The 20796-nt window shown below is 40.0% G+C and carries 19 protein-coding genes; 13 read left to right on the top strand and 6 right to left on the bottom strand.

Features of this window, described 5'->3' with window-relative positions; genetic code table 11:
• Positions 1-13: 13 nt before the first annotated feature.
• On the top strand, positions 14-424 hold the full coding sequence (locus ACQQ5U_RS09630) for a DUF4293 domain-containing protein (RefSeq protein ID WP_437397081.1): 411 nt from the start codon (positions 14-16) through the stop codon (positions 422-424).
• Between the two features lie 253 nt (positions 425-677).
• On the opposite strand, the gene ACQQ5U_RS09625 is transcribed toward ACQQ5U_RS09630, so the two are convergent.
• On the bottom strand, positions 678-1532 hold the full coding sequence (locus ACQQ5U_RS09625; protein WP_437397079.1) for a DUF6503 family protein: 855 nt from the start codon (positions 1530-1532) through the stop codon (positions 678-680).
• A 167-nt stretch (positions 1533-1699) separates the two neighbouring features.
• Positions 1700-2194, bottom strand: coding sequence for a metallophosphoesterase family protein (locus tag ACQQ5U_RS09620; RefSeq protein ID WP_437397078.1), 495 nt, complete (start codon positions 2192-2194; stop codon positions 1700-1702).
• An 88-nt stretch (positions 2195-2282) separates the two neighbouring features.
• Here ACQQ5U_RS09620 and truA point away from each other — a divergent pair, with 88 nt between their 5' ends.
• Positions 2283-3035: a tRNA pseudouridine(38-40) synthase TruA gene (gene truA / locus ACQQ5U_RS09615; protein ID WP_437397076.1), complete on the top strand. Its 753-nt coding sequence runs from the start codon at positions 2283-2285 to the stop codon at positions 3033-3035.
• Positions 3022-4794, top strand: a complete 1773-nt coding sequence (locus ACQQ5U_RS09610) for an ABC transporter ATP-binding protein (protein ID WP_437397074.1) — start codon at positions 3022-3024, stop codon at positions 4792-4794. The genes truA and ACQQ5U_RS09610 overlap by 14 nt, the downstream gene beginning before the upstream one ends.
• Here ACQQ5U_RS09610 and ACQQ5U_RS09605 read toward each other — a convergent pair whose 3' ends face one another.
• From ACQQ5U_RS09605 to folP, 3 genes are read right to left on the bottom strand one after another with little or no spacing between them, the layout of a single operon-like run.
• On the bottom strand, positions 4795-5574 hold the full coding sequence (locus ACQQ5U_RS09605) for a DUF3667 domain-containing protein (protein ID WP_437397072.1): 780 nt from the start codon (positions 5572-5574) through the stop codon (positions 4795-4797). It abuts the gene before it with no gap.
• Positions 5571-6359, bottom strand: a complete 789-nt coding sequence (gene cdaA / locus ACQQ5U_RS09600; protein WP_421801526.1) for a diadenylate cyclase CdaA — start codon at positions 6357-6359, stop codon at positions 5571-5573. Before cdaA ends, ACQQ5U_RS09605 begins: the two co-directional genes overlap by 4 nt.
• Before the next feature lie 44 nt (positions 6360-6403).
• A complete protein-coding gene (gene folP / locus ACQQ5U_RS09595) occupies positions 6404-7237 on the bottom strand; it encodes a dihydropteroate synthase (RefSeq protein WP_437397070.1) in 834 nt (277 codons plus the stop codon).
• Positions 7238-7332: 95 nt separating this feature from the next.
• Between folP and ACQQ5U_RS09590 the strand changes: the two genes are divergently transcribed.
• The 6 genes from ACQQ5U_RS09590 (at position 7333) to ACQQ5U_RS09565 (ending at position 11658) form a co-directional block, all read left to right on the top strand.
• Positions 7333-7875 (top strand): DUF1599 domain-containing protein, encoded by a 543-nt coding sequence (locus ACQQ5U_RS09590; protein ID WP_437397068.1) that lies wholly within the window; start codon positions 7333-7335, stop codon positions 7873-7875.
• A complete protein-coding gene (locus ACQQ5U_RS09585) occupies positions 7872-8966 on the top strand; it encodes a BT_3928 family protein (protein ID WP_437397066.1) in 1095 nt (364 codons plus the stop codon). Before ACQQ5U_RS09590 ends, ACQQ5U_RS09585 begins: the two co-directional genes overlap by 4 nt.
• A gap of 27 nt (positions 8967-8993) precedes the next feature.
• Positions 8994-9743 carry a triose-phosphate isomerase gene (gene tpiA, locus ACQQ5U_RS09580; RefSeq protein ID WP_437397064.1) on the top strand — a complete coding sequence of 250 codons (750 nt, stop codon included), beginning with the start codon at positions 8994-8996 and terminating at the stop codon, positions 9741-9743.
• 3 nt (positions 9744-9746) lie between these two features.
• Positions 9747-10580, top strand: coding sequence for a 50S ribosomal protein L11 methyltransferase (gene prmA, locus ACQQ5U_RS09575; RefSeq protein WP_437397063.1), 834 nt, complete (start codon positions 9747-9749; stop codon positions 10578-10580).
• Positions 10581-10603: 23 nt separating this feature from the next.
• Positions 10604-10879 carry an ATP-dependent Clp protease adaptor ClpS gene (locus tag ACQQ5U_RS09570; RefSeq protein WP_437397061.1) on the top strand — a complete coding sequence of 92 codons (276 nt, stop codon included), beginning with the start codon at positions 10604-10606 and terminating at the stop codon, positions 10877-10879.
• Between the two features lie 176 nt (positions 10880-11055).
• Positions 11056-11658, top strand: a complete 603-nt coding sequence (locus ACQQ5U_RS09565; RefSeq protein ID WP_437397059.1) for a hypothetical protein — start codon at positions 11056-11058, stop codon at positions 11656-11658.
• A gap of 64 nt (positions 11659-11722) precedes the next feature.
• Here ACQQ5U_RS09565 and ACQQ5U_RS09560 read toward each other — a convergent pair whose 3' ends face one another.
• The gene (locus ACQQ5U_RS09560) at positions 11723-13330 is read right to left on the bottom strand and encodes an amidohydrolase family protein (protein ID WP_437397057.1); all 1608 of its coding nucleotides are present in this window, start codon (positions 13328-13330) and stop codon (positions 11723-11725) included.
• Between the two features lie 181 nt (positions 13331-13511).
• Between ACQQ5U_RS09560 and ACQQ5U_RS09555 the strand changes: the two genes are divergently transcribed.
• The 4 genes from ACQQ5U_RS09555 to ACQQ5U_RS09540 are packed head-to-tail and all read left to right on the top strand — an operon-like array spanning position 13512 to position 20778.
• A complete protein-coding gene (locus tag ACQQ5U_RS09555; protein ID WP_437397056.1) occupies positions 13512-16313 on the top strand; it encodes a TonB-dependent receptor in 2802 nt (933 codons plus the stop codon).
• Positions 16313-17638, top strand: coding sequence for a DUF4249 domain-containing protein (locus ACQQ5U_RS09550; protein WP_437397054.1), 1326 nt, complete (start codon positions 16313-16315; stop codon positions 17636-17638). The genes ACQQ5U_RS09555 and ACQQ5U_RS09550 overlap by 1 nt, the downstream gene beginning before the upstream one ends.
• Positions 17635-18993, top strand: coding sequence for a DUF4249 domain-containing protein (locus ACQQ5U_RS09545; RefSeq protein ID WP_437397052.1), 1359 nt, complete (start codon positions 17635-17637; stop codon positions 18991-18993). Before ACQQ5U_RS09550 ends, ACQQ5U_RS09545 begins: the two co-directional genes overlap by 4 nt.
• Before the next feature lie 12 nt (positions 18994-19005).
• Complete coding sequence (locus ACQQ5U_RS09540; RefSeq protein WP_437397050.1) at positions 19006-20778, top strand: hypothetical protein; 1773 nt, start codon at positions 19006-19008, stop codon at positions 20776-20778.
• Positions 20779-20796 lie beyond the last annotated feature (18 nt).

The raw sequence follows: 20796 nt of genomic DNA, 5'->3' as shown, positions 1-20796 counted from the left end.
ATCGATTTGCACAATGATTCAGCGGATACAAACGTTATTTTTACTGATTGTAGGCCTTATTTCGGGCGTACTACCGTTTTTTTTGAATCTATGGGTAGAAGTAGGCGGTAAAGAGGTATTTGCTCAAGACCAGGTTATTGTGAGCCTTGTTTTTTACGTGGCAACCGTACTGGCCGTAGTATCGATTTTAATGTACAAGAAAAGACAAAATCAATTTGTGGTAAACAGATTGAATATCATATTGAACCTTTTTTTACTAGGATTTTTCGTTTATCGATCGCTAAGCTTATCCGGAGAAACTGTAGTTTCTGAGAAGGGTATTGGGATGCTGATTCCTGTATTTTCTATCGTTTTTCTGGTCCTGGCCAACAGGGCTATCAAAAAGGATGAAGATCTTGTAAAATCTGTTGATCGCTTACGTTGAACCTAACATCTTAGTAGTATTAGTGCGAAAAAATCCCGGCCTTGGCCGGGATTTTTGTGTTTTGGCTTTCGTTTGCCAAATTTTACTACTTCCAATTAGGATATTTCGTCCTTGTCTGTCACAGACCGCAACATCGTGTGTGCTTAATGGATGAAATGCTAACCACATTGTGCCTAGCTTCCTGTACAGAAGGACAAGTACCTTTAAAGTTAGGAGGTAAGAAACATATAAAAGCTTGAGTGGGTTGAACTTCTTACTCCATTAAATTCTCTGCCGAGAAATTGTTGTCGAAGGTAATATCGGTTAACGTCTGTATTAAGTTTGGTTCCTCGGAATATCCGTTTTCACTTGGCATAAAATAAGTACGCTTTGTTGAAATCATCTGACCTTTGATGTTTTCATAAAAATAATTGGCAATGATGACCGGTTCGTTGACTCCTAAAAACGGCAAGGAAAAATAAAACCTGTCTATCAATTTTGTTTCTGGGTTAACATAAATAATATACATGTCATTTTGCTCTTTTCCGGTAATGGCAGGATCATAGGATACTTCGACCTTGTCATATTGGATGCCATTATATTCTTCTTGCCCAAGATATTTGGCAATAGTTGCCTTGTTGTTCAATTTATAGGGCATGGTAAACCAGTAGTAATTGGCCTTTCGCAAAAAATCGCTTACACCAACGAGCTCTGGAACGTCCATTTTTTTTCCGTCCACTTCGACAATGGTTTCATTTCCATTGAAATACTGTACCACAACACCTTTCTGGTCCGGCATTACATTAATTTCGTGTTTGGTATACTTCCCATAAGAAGCTTCGGAATCAAAAATGTAGCGCTCGGTGGAAATGTCTGCTTTTCCATCCGCATAGCGATAATCATAAGTGTATTGTACATCTTTTTTCTTCCAAAGATTATTCCATCCTCCGGAAGCTTTGGCAACGGCCGCCAAAATGGTTTTTGGGTTGTTTATGTCATACGTAAGTTCGGTGGATGCCATTTCCTTTTGTGCATCTACCATTTCTTGTTTTTTTTCCTTCTTTTCGGCACATGAGACCAAAAGAAATAGACTGGTAACAAATAACAGGGTTGAATTAGCTACTCTCATAGTTTAGGTTATAGATAAATATTTTATGAAAGCTTAGACGGAGTCTTCAGAAAATGCTTACCAATCTATTTGGATTAGATATTTGGGTGGAACCGTTCGTCATCGAGTGAATTACACTAAGCGGGAATTGTCTTTTTGCCTATTCGATTGCTTCTTTATGTTTTGGGTCATCGTTTGCCAAGCTCTATCACCTCCAAATCGGATATTTTATCCCCGTTTATCACAAACCGCAACATGGTACGCACTTGATGAAAGCCATGTTTGCCACATGCTCCGGGGTTCATGTGCAAAAGGTTTAGTTTTTTATCGTGCATCACCTTTAAAATATGGGAGTGCCCACATATAAAAAGTTTGGGTGGATTATTGCGAATTTCTTCCCGTACCCGAACATTGTATCTATTGGGGTATCCGCCAATATGGGTAATCCAAACATCCACACCCTCGCACATAAACCTGTTGTTTTCCGGGAATTCTTTTTGAATCACATGGTCATCAATATTGCCATGTACGCCCCGAACAGGTTTTAATGCTTCCAATTGATCGGTGACCGAAAGGCTTCCAATATCGCCTGCATGCCATACCTCATCGGCCTGTGCCGCATATTTTAGAATGGTTTTGTCCATGTGGCCATGGGTGTCGGAAAGCAATAAAATCTTGGTCATAACGCTAAAAATATGCTAAAAACTAAGGGGTGGATTTATGTTGGAAAGGATTGAATTATCTTTATCGACCTAAAAGTAAGGGATTCCATTGAGATATTTTATCCAATTTTCTTATTTCGGAAAAGCGTACCACGGATGGCAGAACCAACCCAATGCCATAACAGTGCAAGAGGTTTTGGAAAAAGCCTTGTCCACGTTATTGCGGGAAAACGTTGAAGTAGTAGGTGCAGGTAGAACCGATGCCGGAGTGCATGCGAGGCAAATGTTCGCTCATTTTGATTTTGAACCCATCTCCGATATGGATGATTTGGTGTATCGGTTAAATGCTTTCTTGCCCGAAGATATTTCCGTACAGGAAATCCAGCAAGTCGCCGATGGTGCCCATACCCGATTTGATGCTGTGGAGCGTACCTACGAATATTGGTTGGTTAAGGAAAAGGACCCATTTCTTTTTGATCATGCCCATTTTGTGAAGCATCCATTGGATTTGGATTTAATGAACGAAACGGCCAAAATACTATTGGAATACACCAATTTTGAATGTTTTTCCAAATCCAACACCGATGTAAAAACATTCAATTGCGATGTTCGAGAGGCCTATTGGAAAATTGAGGAGGAAAAATGGATTTTCACGATAACCGCTGACCGATTTTTACGGAATATGGTACGTGCTGTAGTGGGCACTTTACTGGATGTAGGCATGCGTAAAATGTTGCCCGAGGACATCCATAAGGTTATAGCGAGTAAAGACAGGGGAGAGGCAGGAGTCTCCGTCCCTGCAAAAGGATTATATTTGACCAAGGTTTCATACCCAAAAGAAATTTTTGATGAGCAAAAGTGATGAAATAGGAAAAGCATTTGATTTTCGATTGTTCAAGCGTGTTTTTTCCCGAACTAGACCCTATAGAGGTATCTTTTGGTTAGTGGCCATTGTGGCGGTTTTATCCGCAGCATTTGCCATTGGGATTCCCTTATTGGTAAAAACCATCATAAATGAATCTTTGGAAAACAAGGATTCCGGCCAACTACTTCAAAATGTGTTGTTCATGTTGGTTTTTCTTTTGGGTCAGGTTACAACACAGTTGTTGTTCAATTACTTCGCCAACCTATTGGGAGAATCCGTGATAAAGGATATCCGAGTCAATCTTTTTGAAAAGATGACCAGTTTTAAAATGACGTATTTCGACAATTCCTCGATAGGGGTGTTGGTTACAAGAGCGGTTGCGGATATGCAGCGAATTGGTGAAATTTTCAGTCAAGGATTTTTTATGATTGTGGCCGATGCCCTTAAAATGTTGTCTGCAGCCATTATTATGGTAGTCATCAATTGGAAATTGGCATTGATCGTATTTGCTATTCTTCCTATCATTTTGATTGCTACACGACTATTTCAGCAAGCAATGAAAGTTGCTTTTATAGAGGTGCGTGCCCAAGTATCCAATCTGAATTCCTTTGTCCAGGAGCGAATTGCAGGAATGAAGATCGTTCAGTTGTTCAACCGGGAGGAAATTGAAAAAGAAAAGTTTCGGGCCATCAACGAAAAACATCAGAATGCTTGGTTAAAAACAGTATGGTACAATTCCATATTTTTCCCGATAGCAGAAATCTCCAACTCCATTGGTGTTGGTTTGGTGGTGTATTTTGGTGTGATTCAGAACATAGAGAATGTGGGGATGGACAACAAAGGAGCTATTATTGCTTTCTTTTTCTTGATGGATTTGCTTTTCAGACCCTTACGCCAGATTGCGGATAAGTTCAATACGTTACAAATGGGAATGGTTGCCGCCAATCGTGTCTTCAAGATTTTGGATACTGATAGCCATATCGACGATAATGGAACCGTCGAGAAGAAAGACGTAAAAGGAGATATCGAGTTTAAAGAAGTTCATTTTGGCTATGTGCCAAATGAAGAAGTGCTCCACGGAATCTCATTTAATGTGAATGCAGGGGAAACTGTTGCGATTGTGGGTGCAACGGGTGCTGGAAAGTCCACGATTATCAATCTCCTCAATCGATTCTACGAAATCAATTCGGGTAAAATATTGGTGGATGGCGTGTGTTTGGATGATTATACTTTAAAATCTCTTCGTTCCCATATTGCCATAGTTTTACAGGATGTTTTTCTGTTTGCAGATACCATTGCCCACAATATATCACTTCGTGATGAATCCATTACGGAAGAGCAGATTGAAGCCGCCGCCAAACAAATTGGGGTGCACGAATTTATTTCGAGCCTACCTGGTGGTTATCAATACAATGTAAAGGAGCGGGGAACCATGTTGTCCAGCGGTCAACGTCAATTAATTGCCTTTTTGCGTGCTTATGTGAGCAATCCAAGTATTCTGATTTTGGATGAGGCTACATCTTCCGTGGATACCTATTCCGAGCAGTTGATTCAGCAAGCAACGGACAAGATTACCGAAGGCAGAACTTCCATTATTATTGCGCACCGCTTGGCGACCATTAAAAAAGCCGATAAGATAATTGTGATGGATGCAGGTAAAATTATTGAAATCGGAACCCACAAAGAGCTTCTAGAAAAAGGCGGGTATTACAATGATTTGTATAACGCCCAGTTCTTGGTGGAGGAAGTAGCATAATCAATTTTTGACAGGAGCAAAATCTTGGATCTCTAAATTTCCGGTGATGAACATAATCAATGGAATAATAGATGATGTGACTATGTAAAGTACGCCCAGTAACAAGTAAAATATAAATATTCTTGAAATTAAGCTGATTCCTCTCGATTTAGATATTCGCATAATAACATAGCCTGCATACAAGAACATAAAAACCAATGTCAAAAATGAAAATGGGGCATATACTTGAGGAGACACAATTAGTATCACAACGGCCGGTAAAAATATAGTGAGACTGTACTGTGCCAAAGTATACATAAAGATGACTGTACGTTCAGAAAAATTATATTTTTTTTGATCAAAGCATAGCCAGCCTGCAATGGCCATCATGGGTATATATAAAACGAATACAAGTGCCTGAATATCAAAAATAACATTCATCATTTTTTCTTGGGCCACGCTATTCGCACCAGTATTAAAAATATCAAAGTTGATTTGACCCATTAATTTTGACATCAGGAACACAATGAATCCGGATAATGTCAAGGAAATTGCCAAATAACTTATGGGATTTAAATACTTTCTCCGTAAGCCTTGAATATACCCTTCGATTACGACTTCAGGTTTGGTGATCAGATGAACAAAGGTGTTCACAAAGGTATTGTCCAAATTAAAATATCGCTCCAGAATGTCTACCCAGAGATTTTTGATGGTAATTCTGTTGCGAATAACTTTTGCGCCACAAGCTGGACAGTAAAGGAAATCGGTTCTTAAAGTACTGTCACAATTTTTGCATGTCATTGCTCCAAATCCTTTTTAATACGTTTTACCAACTCGTCCCTTCCTTTAAAAGGAATAAACTCACCATTTTTAATGTAAGAAATGGAACCTGTTTCTTCGCTTACTACCAAGCAAAGCGCATCGGTTTTTTCGGTAATCCCTACAGCGGCACGGTGTCTCAATCCAAAACGAAGGGGAATGTTACGGTCGTTGGAAACGGGTAAAATTACCCTAGTGGCCGTGATAAAGTTATCCTGAACTACGATTGCACCATCATGTAAAGGGCTGTTCTTGAAGAAAATGCTTTCCAATATAGGTTGGGTCACCTTTATGTTCATCGCGTCTCCGGTGGATTTTACAAAATCCATGGAGTTGTTTCGCTCGATTACAATCAGTGCTCCCGTTTTGGTAGTACCCATACGTTCGCAGGCCCCAATTATGGCATCAACATCGGTTGTCGTTGAAATGACCTCCTGTTTAAGGAATTTGAAATGTTTGAAAATGTTACGTTTGGAAGCGAAGTTGGTGGAGCCTATCATCAACAAAAACTTTCGGATTTCTTGTTGGAACACAATAATCAAAGCAATCAGACCAATATTCATAAAGCCACCGACCATACTACTTATCATTTTCATTTGAAGGAGTTCGGTAAGTTTCCATAAGGCCCAAACAATCACAATCCCAATAAAAATATTGATGGCCACAGTACCCTTGACCAGTTTGTAAATATAATAGAGCAATGCGGCCACGAGGACTATATCGATGATATCGGTAATCTTGAATTCGAGAAAGTTTAAAAAATCCAACCGCAGCGTTTTTGTAAAATTAGCAAAAATAGAAGAACCCTTGATTAGAGTGCATTCTCTTTCAAAGCTTCCACAAGTTTAACACATTCTGACGCTTCTTTTACATCGTGGGCCCGAATAATGTTGGCGCCTTTTAAAAGGGCGACTGTATGGAGCACTGTTGTTCCGTTCAATGCTTCTTGCGGTGATGACTCCAAGGTTTTATACACCATTGACTTTCTACTTAAACCAATCAAAATGGGCAAACCCAAGCTTTGAAACATATCCAAATGGTTTAAAAGGGTGTAATTCTGAGCCGTGGTCTTCGCAAAACCGAACCCAGGATCTATGATGAGGTCGTTTATTTTTTTGGAAGTGGCCTCCTGTATTTTTTCTGAAAAATAGAATCTAAGATCATTGATCAAGTTGTCGTAGGTAGCTTCTTTTTGCATGGATTGCGGCGTACCTTTCATATGCATCATAATATAGGGGACTTGATATTTGGCAATGGTGGCAAACATATTTTCATCCAAATTCCCCGCGGCAATATCATTGATGATGGCCGCGCCATGCTCGATGCTTTCAGCGGCAACTTTACTTCGGAACGTGTCGATGGAAATCAAGGTGTCCGGAAAATTTTTCAAGATCAGGTCGATTACAGGAATCATTCTTTGCAATTCTTCATCCTCTGGAACATGGTCTGCACCGGGTCGTGAGCTATAGGCGCCCATATCAATAAAGGTAGCGCCATGGTCGAGCATATATTCCACTTGCGCGAGTATGGAGCTTTCGTCCTTGTATTTTCCGCCATCAAAAAAAGAGTCGGGAGTTAGGTTGAGAATGCCCATTACTTTGGGCGATATTAGGTCTACGAGTTCACCTTTGCAGTTTATGGTCATAAAAAATATCTGCTTTGTTGGGTTTCATTATCTTTGGCAAAGTGCTTTCGGGCACAAACAAGTTGGACGAAATTTACGCAAATTAGCAACAATACATGCAGCATACTTCCCAACAATACGATGCGGTGATACAGACTTGCCGGGAATTGTTTTTAAAAAAAGCAAAGGATTATGGCACCGCTTGGCGAATCCTGCGGTTACCATCCTTAACAGACCAAATTTTTATAAAGGCACAACGCATTCGAAGCCTTCAACAGAACGAGGTGAGGAAAGTGGATGAGGATGAACGTTCCGAGTTTATCGGAATTATCAACTATTCCATAATGGCGCTTATCCAAATCAAAAAAGGGGTGGTAGATCAACCAGACCTAAATGCTGACGAAGCCATTGCCCTTTATGATGAGGAAGTCGCTACTACCAAAAAATTGATGGAGGATAAAAATCACGACTATGGTGAAGCTTGGAGAGATATGCGTGTAAGTTCGCTTACAGATTTGATTTTGCAAAAGTTGTTGCGTGTAAAACAGATTGAAGATAACCAGGGCGCTACCTTGGTAAGCGAAGGTGTGGACGCCAACTATCAGGATATGGTTAATTATGCGGTTTTCGCACTCATACATTTAAGCAAAGAAGAATGAAATACATTGTTTGGATATCCAGAATAATTGTAGGTGTGTTGTTCATTATCAGTGGATTGATAAAATTGAACGACCCCATGGGTTTTTCTTTCAAACTGGAAGAATATTTTAGCCCCAGTGTTCTTGATTTGACCTTTTTAACGCCATTGGCATTGGGAATTTCCATTTTTGTCGTGATTGTTGAGGTAATTTTGGGCGTGTTGCTGCTTGTGGGCTTTAAACCAAAGTTTACCGTTTGGAGCCTTTTGCTCATGATTATCTTCTTTACCTTCCTCACCTTTTATTCGGCCTACTTTAATAAAGTAACGGATTGTGGATGCTTTGGAGACGCTATCAAATTAACTCCTTGGGAGTCCTTTACCAAAGATGTGATTTTGTTGGTGTTTATTTTGATACTGTTCTTAGGTAGAAAATATATCACTCCATTGTTTAACCCCAAAACCAATTGGATTGTTGGGGGAGTGGCACTTTTAGTTTGTGTTTGGTTCGCTAACCACGTATTGAACCATTTACCCTCTGTGGATTTCAGGCCCTATAAAATTGGTGCAAATATTCAGGAAGAAATGTCCGTTCCCGAAGATGCCGCACAACCCATTTATGAATATGCTTGGCGCTTTAAGGTAAACGGGGAGGACAAAATTTATATAACTGAGGGCGATTATCCTTCGGTTGATGGAGAGTTTGTTGATGTGGAGACAACCGAGATTCAAGAAGGATATGAACCTCCCATCCACGATTTTACCATTGAACAGGAAGGCCAAGATTATGCTGCGGAATTATTGGAAGAAGATAAACTGGTCATGGTGATAGCTTATGACATGGCAAAAAGTAACTACGAAGCTTTTAAGGAAGTTGCCAAAGTTACCTCCGAAGCAAAACAGAAAGGGTACAAAGTAATTGGAATGTCCGCTTCGAGTAGCGATATGGCCAATAATTTGATAAATACCTACGGATTGGATTTCGAGTTTTATTTCACCGATGAGACTACATTAAAAACCATAGTTCGTTCCAATCCAGCTATTCTGGTACTCAACAAGGGCACTATTCAACAAAAGGTGCACTATAACGATTTTGACGAACTTACTTTCTAAATATAACACTAAGAAAAATCTAATAACATGAGAACAAAGATTGTAGCGGGAAACTGGAAAATGAACAAGACCCTCAAGGAAACAGAGGAGTTATTGGCCGAGCTTTCAGCCAAATTACCCGATACCGATGCCGATGTAATCGTAGCGCCTACGTTTGTCAATCTTCAAGCAGCTAAAACTGCACTTCAAGATTCAACAATACTAGTTGCTGCGCAAAACATGCACTTTGCAGAAAGTGGAGCATATACTGGAGAAATTTCAGCAGCTATGTTACTTAGCTTGGGCGTGGATGTTGTAATTCTTGGACATTCCGAAAGACGCGCTTATTTTGGTGAGGATGATGCTTTGTTGGCCAAAAAGGTAAAGACGGCTATCGAAAAAGATTTGAAGGTTATTTTTTGTTTTGGTGAAGAGTTGGAAGATAGAAAATCCGACAACCACTTTTCCGTAGTGGAAAGCCAATTAAAAAATGCACTTTTTGATTTGGATAGTAGTGCATGGAGCAAAATAATTCTTGCCTACGAACCCGTTTGGGCCATTGGTACAGGTGAAACTGCCAGTCCAGAACAAGCTCAGGAAATGCACGCATTCATTAGAAGAACCATTGCCGATGGATTCAATTCATCCATTGCCGATGATGTTTCCATACTTTATGGAGGAAGCGTAAAACCTGCCAACGCAGCTGAGATTTTTTCCAAGCCAGATGTTGATGGCGGCTTGATCGGTGGAGCTTCTTTGGTTGCTACCGATTTTACGGATATTATCAAGGCAATTTAAATAATGTCTTTGATTTACCTCGAATACGATTTTAAAATAAGCCCGCTCCAACCTGCAACCGATATTTTGATTGCGGAGTTGGGGGAACTGGGTTTTGAAAGTTTTGTGGAAAACGAAACAGGTCTTTTGGCCTATATCTTAAAGTCCGAATGGCATGATAAGGTCTTGGAGAACTTATTCGTATTTCAAAATCCAAATTTTGAAATTAACTGGACCAGCAAAGAGATTGAACAACAAAACTGGAACGCGGAATGGGAAAAGAATTTCCACCCTATTTTGGTGAGCAAAAAGTGCATGGTACGTGCGCCATTTCATAAAGCTGTTGATGTAGATTACGATATTGTGATAGAGCCAAAAATGAGCTTCGGAACAGGTCATCACGAAACTACGCACATGATGCTACAGCATATTTTGGATAATGATTTTGAAGGAAAATCGGTCTTGGATATGGGGTGTGGAACTGGAGTATTGGCTATTTTGGCGAAAAAAAGAGGTGCTACCGATGTAGAAGCCATTGATATTGATGAATGGTGCTTTTTGAATACCCAAGAAAATGTAGACCGGAATCACTGCCCAGATATAAAAGCCTATCAAGGAGATAGTAGCTTGTTGGAAGGAAAAAAATATGATATTATTTTGGCCAATATCAACCGGAATATTCTGTTAGAAGATATCCCTATTTATGCAAATTGCCTTAAAAAAGAAGGTGCCCTATTTTTAAGTGGCTTCTATTTGGAGGATTTAGATGCAATTTCTTCAAAATGTGCGGCCTATGGTTTGGAATTTGAAAAAAATCTAGAGAAGAACAACTGGATTTCAGTAAAATATGTAAATTAGAAAGACGTAAACTCCAATAGATTATGGGCACTAGAGAAAAAGAGTTGGAAGATGTCCTTCTGGAAGAAGAGACCGTAAAGGACCACGAAATAGTTCTATTTAATGATGATGTAAATACTTTTGACCACGTTATAGAAACCCTTATCAAAGTTTGTGAGCATACTCCGGAGCAGGCTGAACAATGCTCATTGATTGTGCATTATAATGGTAAGTGTACGGTTAAAACAGGTGAGTATTCTATCCTGAAACCAAAATGCAGCAAACTTTTGCAAGCCGGATTGAGTGCGGAGATTATGTAATATTTATGTACGTTTATTGGTCTGTTTAAAAATACTGAACAAACGGGTTTTCTATTAATACTTCAAAATAACACCTCCATGAATTCTTTACCTTGAATAAAAATAACTAACGGCCCCATTCTTTTTATAATTAACCTCAACAAGAAAAAACAACAGTTAACCATCCATTCTGAAAAATGAGCGAATTTTTTAAGGCCGAACTGAAAGATCGTTTTTTGGAATATGCTTTGGAGCGAAGTGATTACTTTGAGACCCAAACCCTTTATGATGAATTTTTGAGACCAAACTACAGTCTGGAATATGTCCAGAAGTTGGTTAAGGAAATTCAGGATCAAGACGCGGATTTATTGGATATCATGAGTGGGAATGGAATGGACATTTTTATGCTCGCTTCTACTCCAAGTACTCAAGATTTTTTGGATGAAGGAGGGTTTATGAATCTCTACGTAAAGGAAGAAGAAAAATGGGATACCTTTTTGGGTCAATTATCCAGTACGCCGAAACTTTCCAAAGAGGAAAAAAAGCTACTAAAGAAAAGTACCCCGACTTTAAAACGTGAAAAACTATTTCTTGTTGGTTTAATTTCCGCAGTAGCGATTAGCTTCCTGTTTACGGTAATCAGTATTTTTAAGGAAACCTTGTTGGAGCCAGACTATGTACCTGCCGATGAGTTTGAACGCAAAATGAACCAATTACGGGAACAATATATTTTGGAAAATGAGAAGCTTCAGTTGGAGCTGAAGGAAGCACAGCGAATATTGGATTCTTTGGAAAAATAAGAGAAAAAAAACGGCAACTTTAAAGCTGCCGTCCTATTTTGATTCATTAATACCATGTCGGTTGTTATGGCTTCATCCCAGGCTGTACTATTTTAAAATTGGATTCCACTTTAGCTTCTTCTACAATCTTCTTTACATCCTCCAATAGTTGCTTGGCATCGTAAATAATACCGTCCTTAATGGTGTACTTTACCCCGCCAACACGTTCAATGGTATTGTCTTCTTGCAATTGGATGGCACCTGTTCCATATAAAGCCTTTAAGTTTTCCAACGGGTTTTCTTCGATGATAACAAAATCTGCTAGCTTTCCAACCTTAATGGTTCCTATTTCATCATCCATGCCAAGAGCTTCTGCTCCATTCAATGTGGCAGCTTTGATTACCTCTAACGGATGAAAACCTGCCTCGCGCATAAGTTCCATTTCTCGCGGGTAGGCAAAACCATAAAGTTGATAAATAAAACCAGCATCAGTACCGATGGTAACTCTACCACCCCTGTTTTTGTATTCGTTTAAGAAAGTCATCCAAAGCTTATAGTTCTCTTTCCAGTCAATTTCTTGTTCGGTTCCCCAATAATGCCAGTAGGAACCATGGGATTGTCTGCTGGGAGCGTAGAATTCCCAAAGGGAAGGGAGTGTATATTCCTCATGCCATTCCGCGCGTCTCGCTCTTTGCAAGTCTCTGTTGGCCTCGTAAATAACCATTGTTGGTGAGAGGGAGAAATCCAGGGAAATAAGTTCATCCATTACTGCGTTCCATTTTTCAGAAAATGGTTTTGCGGCCTGTTTCCATAGTTGTCCAGCTTCTCCGAAACGGTCTTGCTCGTTCTGGTAATTGTAGTCCAGTGAATAGTCTTGAACAGTTCTGTCCTCAAACATGGCTTCGGGCAGTCCGTACCAATGTTCCATCGAAGTCAGTCCCGCTCTTGCACTGTTCAATACGTTCCATCTGCCTACGTACAATTGTGCGTGATGAGTTTTGGAGCGTAGCCCCAATTTTTTGTTTTCGTCCAAAGCAGCTGTCATTACTTCTGGGAGCCCCCCTCCAAATTTAATGCCATCCGCCCCTTTTTTGGCATTGGCTCTTACCCATTCTCTAGCTGCTTCTGGAGTGGTAATGTCAGCACGGCGACGTTCACCGTTCAAGCTGTTGCCAAACCAGTTATAAGCTTGTATTCTTGGTGCCGTAATTTCGTTTTTGGCGCTTTTTTTCTTTTGGTCGAGCACCCAATCGATTCCGTTTCCGGCACCTGGGTCACAAATCGTGGTAATACCGTGTCCCATCCATAATTTGTAAACATATTCAGCAGGAGTTCCTTGCGAAGTACCACCTATATGGGCATGGGTATCGACAAACCCAGGGAGTAGATACATTCCTTCGGCATTTAATTCTTTGCCTCCAGGTTTCAGTTTGGGTCTTCTATCAGGATTAATGTCCATTCCTGGGAAACCAACTACCTGCACGGAAGTAATCCGGTTGTTTTCTACCACAATGTCAATTGGGCCAATAGGAGGGGACAGGGTTCCGTCGATTACAGTAACACCACGTATAATCAATTGCGACCAAGGGCCCTCACCTTCAGCTCTGGGAGGCGCTTTTTCAATTTGAGCATGGGAGTAGAATACGAATAGGAGTGCAATAAGTAAAAAGGCATTGGTTCTAAGGGTTTTCATATAAATGATTTAGTTGGTTGGAATTTAAATAGTAATTGTATAGATAGTTTAGGAAATTATTTTTTTGAAAGGATATTTTTAAAACCCTGTAATTTTCAAAAAAAGTATCAAATTTTTATATGCTAATTTAATGAACCTATTGAATTTTTGTTAAATTGTCGTACGCTAATTCAACAAACCATTGACACTTTTCAGTAGACCTCATTCTTTATTCTTAAAGAAAGCAAGTTTTATCGCCATATTTTTATTGGTGCAATTGACTTTCTCACAAAATACGCCAATTACTATTTCGGGCGAATCAAGAACCTCCTCTGATTTTTTTAAGGAATTAAAGGAAAAATCCGGTTATTCATTTTTCTACCTCGATGATTGGATTGACGATTTAGAGATAGGTAGAGACTTCGAAAACACACCGATTTCAGAAATTTTGGAGACTGTTCTTTCCGGTACCCAGTTGAATTTTTATATTCTTGAAAAAGAAAAAAGAGTGTTTTTATTACAAAACACAGTAGTATACGATGAACTTCCCCCCAGTTTTTATCAAATAAAAGATTCCATAGGAAATACAGCTGTTGCGGAAAACCGTGGTAATTTACCCCCCCCCATATTTTATAGTCAAGAAGTGTCGCAAACGGCACAAAGGCTTCCTTTAATCAGGATAGGAAAGGCTGATCAGCAAAATTTAAGACCTACCTATACATTGTCTGGACGAATAGTGAATGCTGTATCAGGTGAACCAATACCTGATTTGGCCATTAGGGTGAAGGGCAGTGGTCGTGTATCGGTCACAAACGGGCAAGGTGAATATGAGATGGAGTTACCGGCCGGTTACAATGTTATTTCGACCAGTGCCATGGGAATTCGGGATTCTGAGAGAGAAGTAATCATGTATAACGATGGAATCTTGAATCTACAATTACAGGAAAGTCTAGAACAGTTGCAAGAAGTTGTGGTCGAAGCAGACGCGGTAAGTAACGTGGAGGAAGCAGTTTCGGGCAGTGAAGAAATCACTTCCGAAGAATCCAAAGATATACCGTTGGTACTCGGCGAGCGAAATATTTTGGAAGTGGCCAAGGCCTTGCCGGGGATTTCATCCGCAGGCGAAGGAGCTACAGGATTAAATGTACGGGGTGGAAAAACCGACCAAAACTTGGTGTTGCTGGACGATGCAGTCATATATAACCCAACACATTTCTTTGGAATCTTTCAGGCCTTGAACCCATTTACTACCGAAAAGGTGAATATATACAAAGGCGCACCACCAGTTGAATTTGGAGGAAGACTATCTTCGGTACTCGATATTGAGACAAAAAATGGGGATACCCAAAAAATTTCGGGAGAGGGTTCCATAGGTCCAGTTACCGGTAATCTTGCGTTGGAAATTCCAATAAAAAAAGATACTTCGTCATTAATTGTTGGTGCGCGGGGTGCTTATGCCGATTGGATTTTGAAAGCTTTGGACGAAGAGTCCTTGAACAATAGTGAAGCATCATTTTTTGATGGCATCGTAAAATACCACCATAAGTTTAGTGAAAACAGTGAAATTCGTGGAACCGCCTATTATAGTAAGGACAATTTTAGCATTACATCCGATTCGATATATAATTACAGCAATCGTTTGGGTTCGGTAAGATGGGCGCACAAGCTCAGCGAGAAAAGCACTGGAGTGCTAACGGCGAGCAACAGCAATTATAACTTCGGTATTGATTATGAGGATGAGGGCAACAGTAATTTTGAACTGGATTACGCCATAAACGAATCGGAGTTGCGATATAAATTGAATACTCGATTAAATGAGGTGCACACTTTGGATTACGGCCTGTCGGCAAAATATTATGCGGTGGAGCCGGGCAGTGTGGAGCCAAAGGGGGCGAACTCCAACGTAGAGCCTGTTTCCATCGACCGGGAGCAAGCTTTGGAAGGAGCCCTTTTTATTGGTGATGAATTCAAAGTGTCGGATAAGCTACTTTTTAATGTAGGAGCGCGATATGCATTTTATGCAGCCATGGGTGAGGCCACACAAAACACCTATCAAGAGGGTGCTCCAAGAAGCGAGTCCACAGTGCAGGACACCGTAAGTTATAACAGTGGTGAATTCATCAAAACCTACGGTGGACCAGAGGCTAGGGTTTCGGCAAGATATCTGTTTACCCCGGATTTCTCGGTAAAGGCAAGTTTTAACAATTCCTATCAATTTATTCATACACTGTCCAATAATACTACCGTTTCGCCCATAGACACTTGGAAACTTTCAGACTTGAACATTAAACCGCAAAAAGGGTATCAGGCTACCTTGGGATTTTTTAAAAATTTCAAGGAAAACATGTACGAATTAAGTTTGGAAGGTTACTATAAACGAATGGACGATGTGCTCGATTTTAAAACGGGCGCAGACCTCTTGCTCAATGAAAATGTGGAGACCGAAGTGCTCCAAGGTGAAGGCAAGGCCTATGGTGTTGAGTTTCTTCTAAAAAAGAATCGGGGGAATCTAAATGGGTGGCTGAGTTATACCTATTCCCGTTCCAAATATAGGTTTGATGGACCAACGGGCGAGGAACGCATAAACAATGGTGAATTTTTCCCATCCAATTTTGATAAGCCACATGACCTAAGTGTAATTGCCAATTACAAGTTTACTAGGCGTTATAGTATTTCCGCCAATTTTGTGTACCAAACTGGTCGCCCGATTACATATCCTGTGGGAACCTTTAGGTTCAACAATGCGGACTATGTTACTTTTAGTGATAGGAATAAATTTAGGATACCCGATTATTACCGATTGGATTTGGGAATCAACATTGAGGGAAATCATAAAAAGAACAAACTTGCGCATAGTTTTATTACCATCCAAGTGTATAATGTGCTAGGTAGAAACAATCCCTATTCGGTCTTTTTTGTAACGGAAGATGGGGAGGTGAAAGCATTGCAGAGTTCTATTTTTGGTGTCCCTATTCCTTCGATAACGTATAATTTCAAGTTTTAATGAAGCGGTATAAACGTATATATCAAGTTGTTTTTTACTTAATGTCCTTTGCTTTTCTAGTAGGGTGTTTGGATGAACTCGAAATTGAAACGCTCAATGAAGATGAGCAATCGCCGGCTTTGGTAGTGGAAGCTGTGCTGACTGACGAGATGATTACCCAAAAGGTATATTTGAGCAGGAGCAGTAATCGCTTGGATCTTGAGACGGATACCATTTACAATCCCTACATTCCATTGGGTAGCCGACCTATTGAATCTGTAGATATGGAGGGCGGTGCCACCGTTCGTGTATTGGGAGACAATGGTGCAGAATACCAGTTTACCGAGGGTGAGGAAGGGACTTACCTATCTAACCAGCAATTTGCCCTGGAAATGGGGGTGGGATACACTTTGGAAATAGTAACCAATAATGGTTTGGAGTATATATCGGACCCATTAAGTATCCAAGGAAGTTCTCAAATTACGGACATTTATGCTGAAAAGGCCTTTAATGATAGTGGTGAGGAAGGGGTCGCCATTTATGTGGATAGCCAGCCAATGAACGGAGAAAATCAATTTTTCAAATATGTTTATGAAGAGACTTACAAAATAATTCCTCCATTCACTTCGGAATTTGAATTTGTACTTACCGATTATGACCCATGTGCTCTTCCCGAACCTACCTATAATTTGGAAGTAGTTGAAAAAACAGAACCAAACATTTGCTTTAATACCGTAGTGTCGGATAAGATTGTGCAAGGTAGTACGCTGGGCGGTTCAAGTTCCGGTGTTTCCAAACAGATGGTACGATTTATTGGAAAAGATAATTTTATTATTTCCAATAGATATAGCATTTTGGTGCAGCAGCAAGTCCAATCAGCAGACGCTTATTCTTTTTATGAGAATTTGAATGCATTTTCGAAGTCCGATAATATTTTCTCACAGATACAACCAGGTGCCCTTTACGCCAATGTGCAAAGAAAAGATGGCACAAGCGAGAATATTTTGGGTTATGTAGAAGCTGTAGCGGTATCGGAACAGCGTCTCTTTTTTAATTATGAAGATTTTTTCCCCGATGAGGAATTGCCCCCTTTTCCTTTTAATTGTGCCTTGTCAAGCCCACCGGAATCTCACGTATCGTATTGTTACAGCGGCCCTCCAGGACCTACTCCATGTCCCACTTCTATAATTGAGAGTGTGGATCTAGGACTAATAAGTTTTTATGGATATTACGGTGAGTATGCAGTCCCTGACTCCAGTTGTGCCGGACCATATATTGTTGTGCCCAGGATTTGTGGTGATTGTCTTTTAGGAGAGAAAATAGAACCAGATTTTTGGGAGGAATGAGCAATCAATCTTATAAATATGGAATTGTAATGCTTCTTTTGACTAATGCCTGCGTGGAGCCGTTCGATGCTTCTTCAGATATACTTTCCGATACGTCCATGGTGGATGCCTTAATTGTGGAGGCCAATATTACCAGTATGGAGGCAAGACAAAAAGTTTTTTTGAGCCGTATGCAACGCATTGAAAGTGATAGTACCGTTAATTTGGAGGAAGAACGACTTTTTAATACGCAAACGCCAATTATTATAGAACGCGGTCTTAGGCCCAAGTTTGAAAATGGGGCAAATGTGGAAATTAGAGCCGAAGATGGGACTACTTATCGGTTCGAAGAAAGTCAGGAAGGTACATATGAATCCGTTGTTTCCTTCGCCGCCGTTCCCGAAATTTCCTATCAATTATTTATAGTTACGGCCAATGGTGAAGAATTTATTTCTGAACAGATGAAGCTTCCCCAAACTTCGTCTATTGATTCTATTTATGCAGAACTCATGGTTAGCGACAGTGGTGTGGACGGTGTAGGTATTTTTGTTGATTCTTCTTTTCAAACCGATGAAAACAAATTGTTGCGATATACCTACGAGGAAACCTATAAGATAATAGCCCCTCGTTGGACACCCTATGAATTTGAGATTGTTAGGGATGAAACCGAAGTGATTGATTATAGCAATGGAGAAACGGAAATATTATATCCCGACGTAAGATTGGTACCTAGGGCAAGGGAGGAACAGGTTTGTTACAGAACAGACTTTTCCAATGTGGAGGTCTTGTTGAATGCGAACATTCTCAATGGAAATAGGGCCGAGCGAAACATGGTAAGATTTATTGGTGCTACGAATCCCATCATCTCACATAGATATAGTATTTTGGTAAAACAAAGAGTTGTGTCCAAATCTGCATTTGACTTTTATAGTAGGTTGACGGCATTTTCTCAAAATGAGTCACTTTTTAGCCAAGTACAGCCAGGTAGTTTGGAAGGAAATGTTTTTAGTGTTGATAATAATGTTCCGGTCGTTGGTTTTTTTGATGTGAGTTCAGAGGTTAGTCAACGTTTGTACTTTAATTTTGAAGACCTGTTTCCCAACGAACCATTGCCCCCGTATTTTGGAACCGTGAATTGTGAAAATCCAGTCTCCCCAATTCTTGGCAATCCTGAAAGGGATGGACCTTATCCACCGCCCCCGGAGAATTGTCCCCAACCTTTAATAGACCGTATTAAATTAGGTTTAGTAGAATACTATCAAGATAATGTTGACCCACCAGGGCTATGCGAGGGACCTTATTTGGTTGTGCCCACTATATGTGGTGATTGTAATTTGGTGGGGTCTAATATAAAACCAGATTTCTGGGTAGATTAAAAAACATAGCTTATGAAAAAACAATGCTTAACGTTTTTGGTTCTGATAGCTTTGGTTATTCCGATCCAAGCTCAGTACGTAATAAGTAGTTTGGAAGAACTACAAGATCTTAAGAGTCTACCACAGGAAAAGGTCTATGTGCACCATACAGGCCCCATTGTATTTACCGGCGAATACGTTCACTATGCCGTTTATTGCTTCAATGCACAGAACAACAGAACCAGTAATGTAAGTACAGTAGGGTACGTGGCCTTGGTCAATCAGGATGGTGAGTATATTTTGGAACAAAAAATACGTTTGCAACAAGGGAAATCTCAAGGCGATTTTTTTGTCAATACCAATGTTCCTTCAGGAAATTACAAAATACTTGGATATACCCAATGGATGAAGAACAATGGAATGGAGCAAGTCTTCAAGGATGACCTGGTCATTATTAACCCTTATCAAGTAGATCAATCCCAATTGCTATCGGATGACTTTGAAAATGCACCCATTTCTTCCAAAGTAATCAATCGACCAATTGATTCCTCAGTAGTGCAAATAAAACTAGACCAAGATATTTTCGGTACCAGACAGAAGGTCGATTTGACCCTTAAAAATTATAAAGAGCAATTGGGTTATGGAAATTATACCCTAAAAGTTCAGAAAAAAGAAGAAATGGATGTTTACCCATCCATAAATGCTATTTCTTATGCCAACGAGTATTTTAATATTAAAAAGGAGCTTGACAAAAAGGTAGGAGATAGTCTCTTTTTGCCTGAACAGCGGGGCGAGCTTTTATTTGGTAAAGTAACTTATGCGGATGGGGATCCAGCGTCCGACACCAAAATGGTGGTGTCCATTCCCGGTGAGGAGTTTCTGCTAAAATTTGCTATTACGGACGATAATGGTAGTTTCTACACCTATTTAAGACAAGATTATAAGCAAAGCAGGGCCATTTTACAGGTAGCGGAAAATGCCAAAGATGTCGAAGTATCTCTTGGTAGAATTCCAAACCTTGATGCCACAGGGCTGACCTTTGGTCAATTCAATTTAAAGCCACAGTACTCGGATGAAATAAAATTGCGTAGCGTTCATAATCAGTTGGAGAATCAGTTTTTTTCGGTAAAACCTGATTCTGTTTTGTTGGGATTCCCCATTGACCCTTTTGACGGTGGAACACTTGAGACGATTAATTTGGAAGAATACACAAGATTCCCAACTTTTCAGGAGACACTTGTTGAGATATTGGACTTTGCTGGATACAGAAGCAATTCCAAAGGCAGCGATTACATCCGAATTGCTCAAGATTTTGAGACGTACAATGAGCAGGCCAATAATTTTCCGGCCATTCTTCTGATTGATGGGGTTTATATTCCGGATCATGAAAAAATCAAGGACTTTGATGCCAGAAAAATAGAATCCATCAGTTTGGTCAGGGATCAGTTCCGTATGGCTGGAAAGGATTATCAGGGCATGATGTCCGTAAAAACGATTGACGGAGATTATTTTGAAGATTATGCACCAGAACATGGGATAAATGTCCCAATTAAGAAAGCTTCTCCAAAGAAAAATTATTTTAAGCAACACTATGGTTCTGAAATGTCCGTGGATAGTAAAGTTCCCGATTATAGAAGAATCTTGCTCTGGGAACCTCATGTTGAGGTGGGTGGCGCCGATTTACAATTCGAGTTTTATACTTCTGACCTTACAGGGGAATTTGAAGTTATTTTGGATGGATTTACCACCTACGGTAAGCCAATTACAGTTTATAAGACCATCATTGTAAACGAAGAGAGTCAATAATTGTATTTTTATGTAGGC

It is taken from the genome of Flagellimonas lutimaris (assembly GCF_051494225.1).
GTDB lineage: Bacteria > Bacteroidota > Bacteroidia > Flavobacteriales > Flavobacteriaceae > Flagellimonas > Flagellimonas lutimaris_A.
The sequence above is the reverse complement of the archived record's forward strand: the minus strand, read 5'-3'. Positions and strand labels throughout refer to the sequence as shown.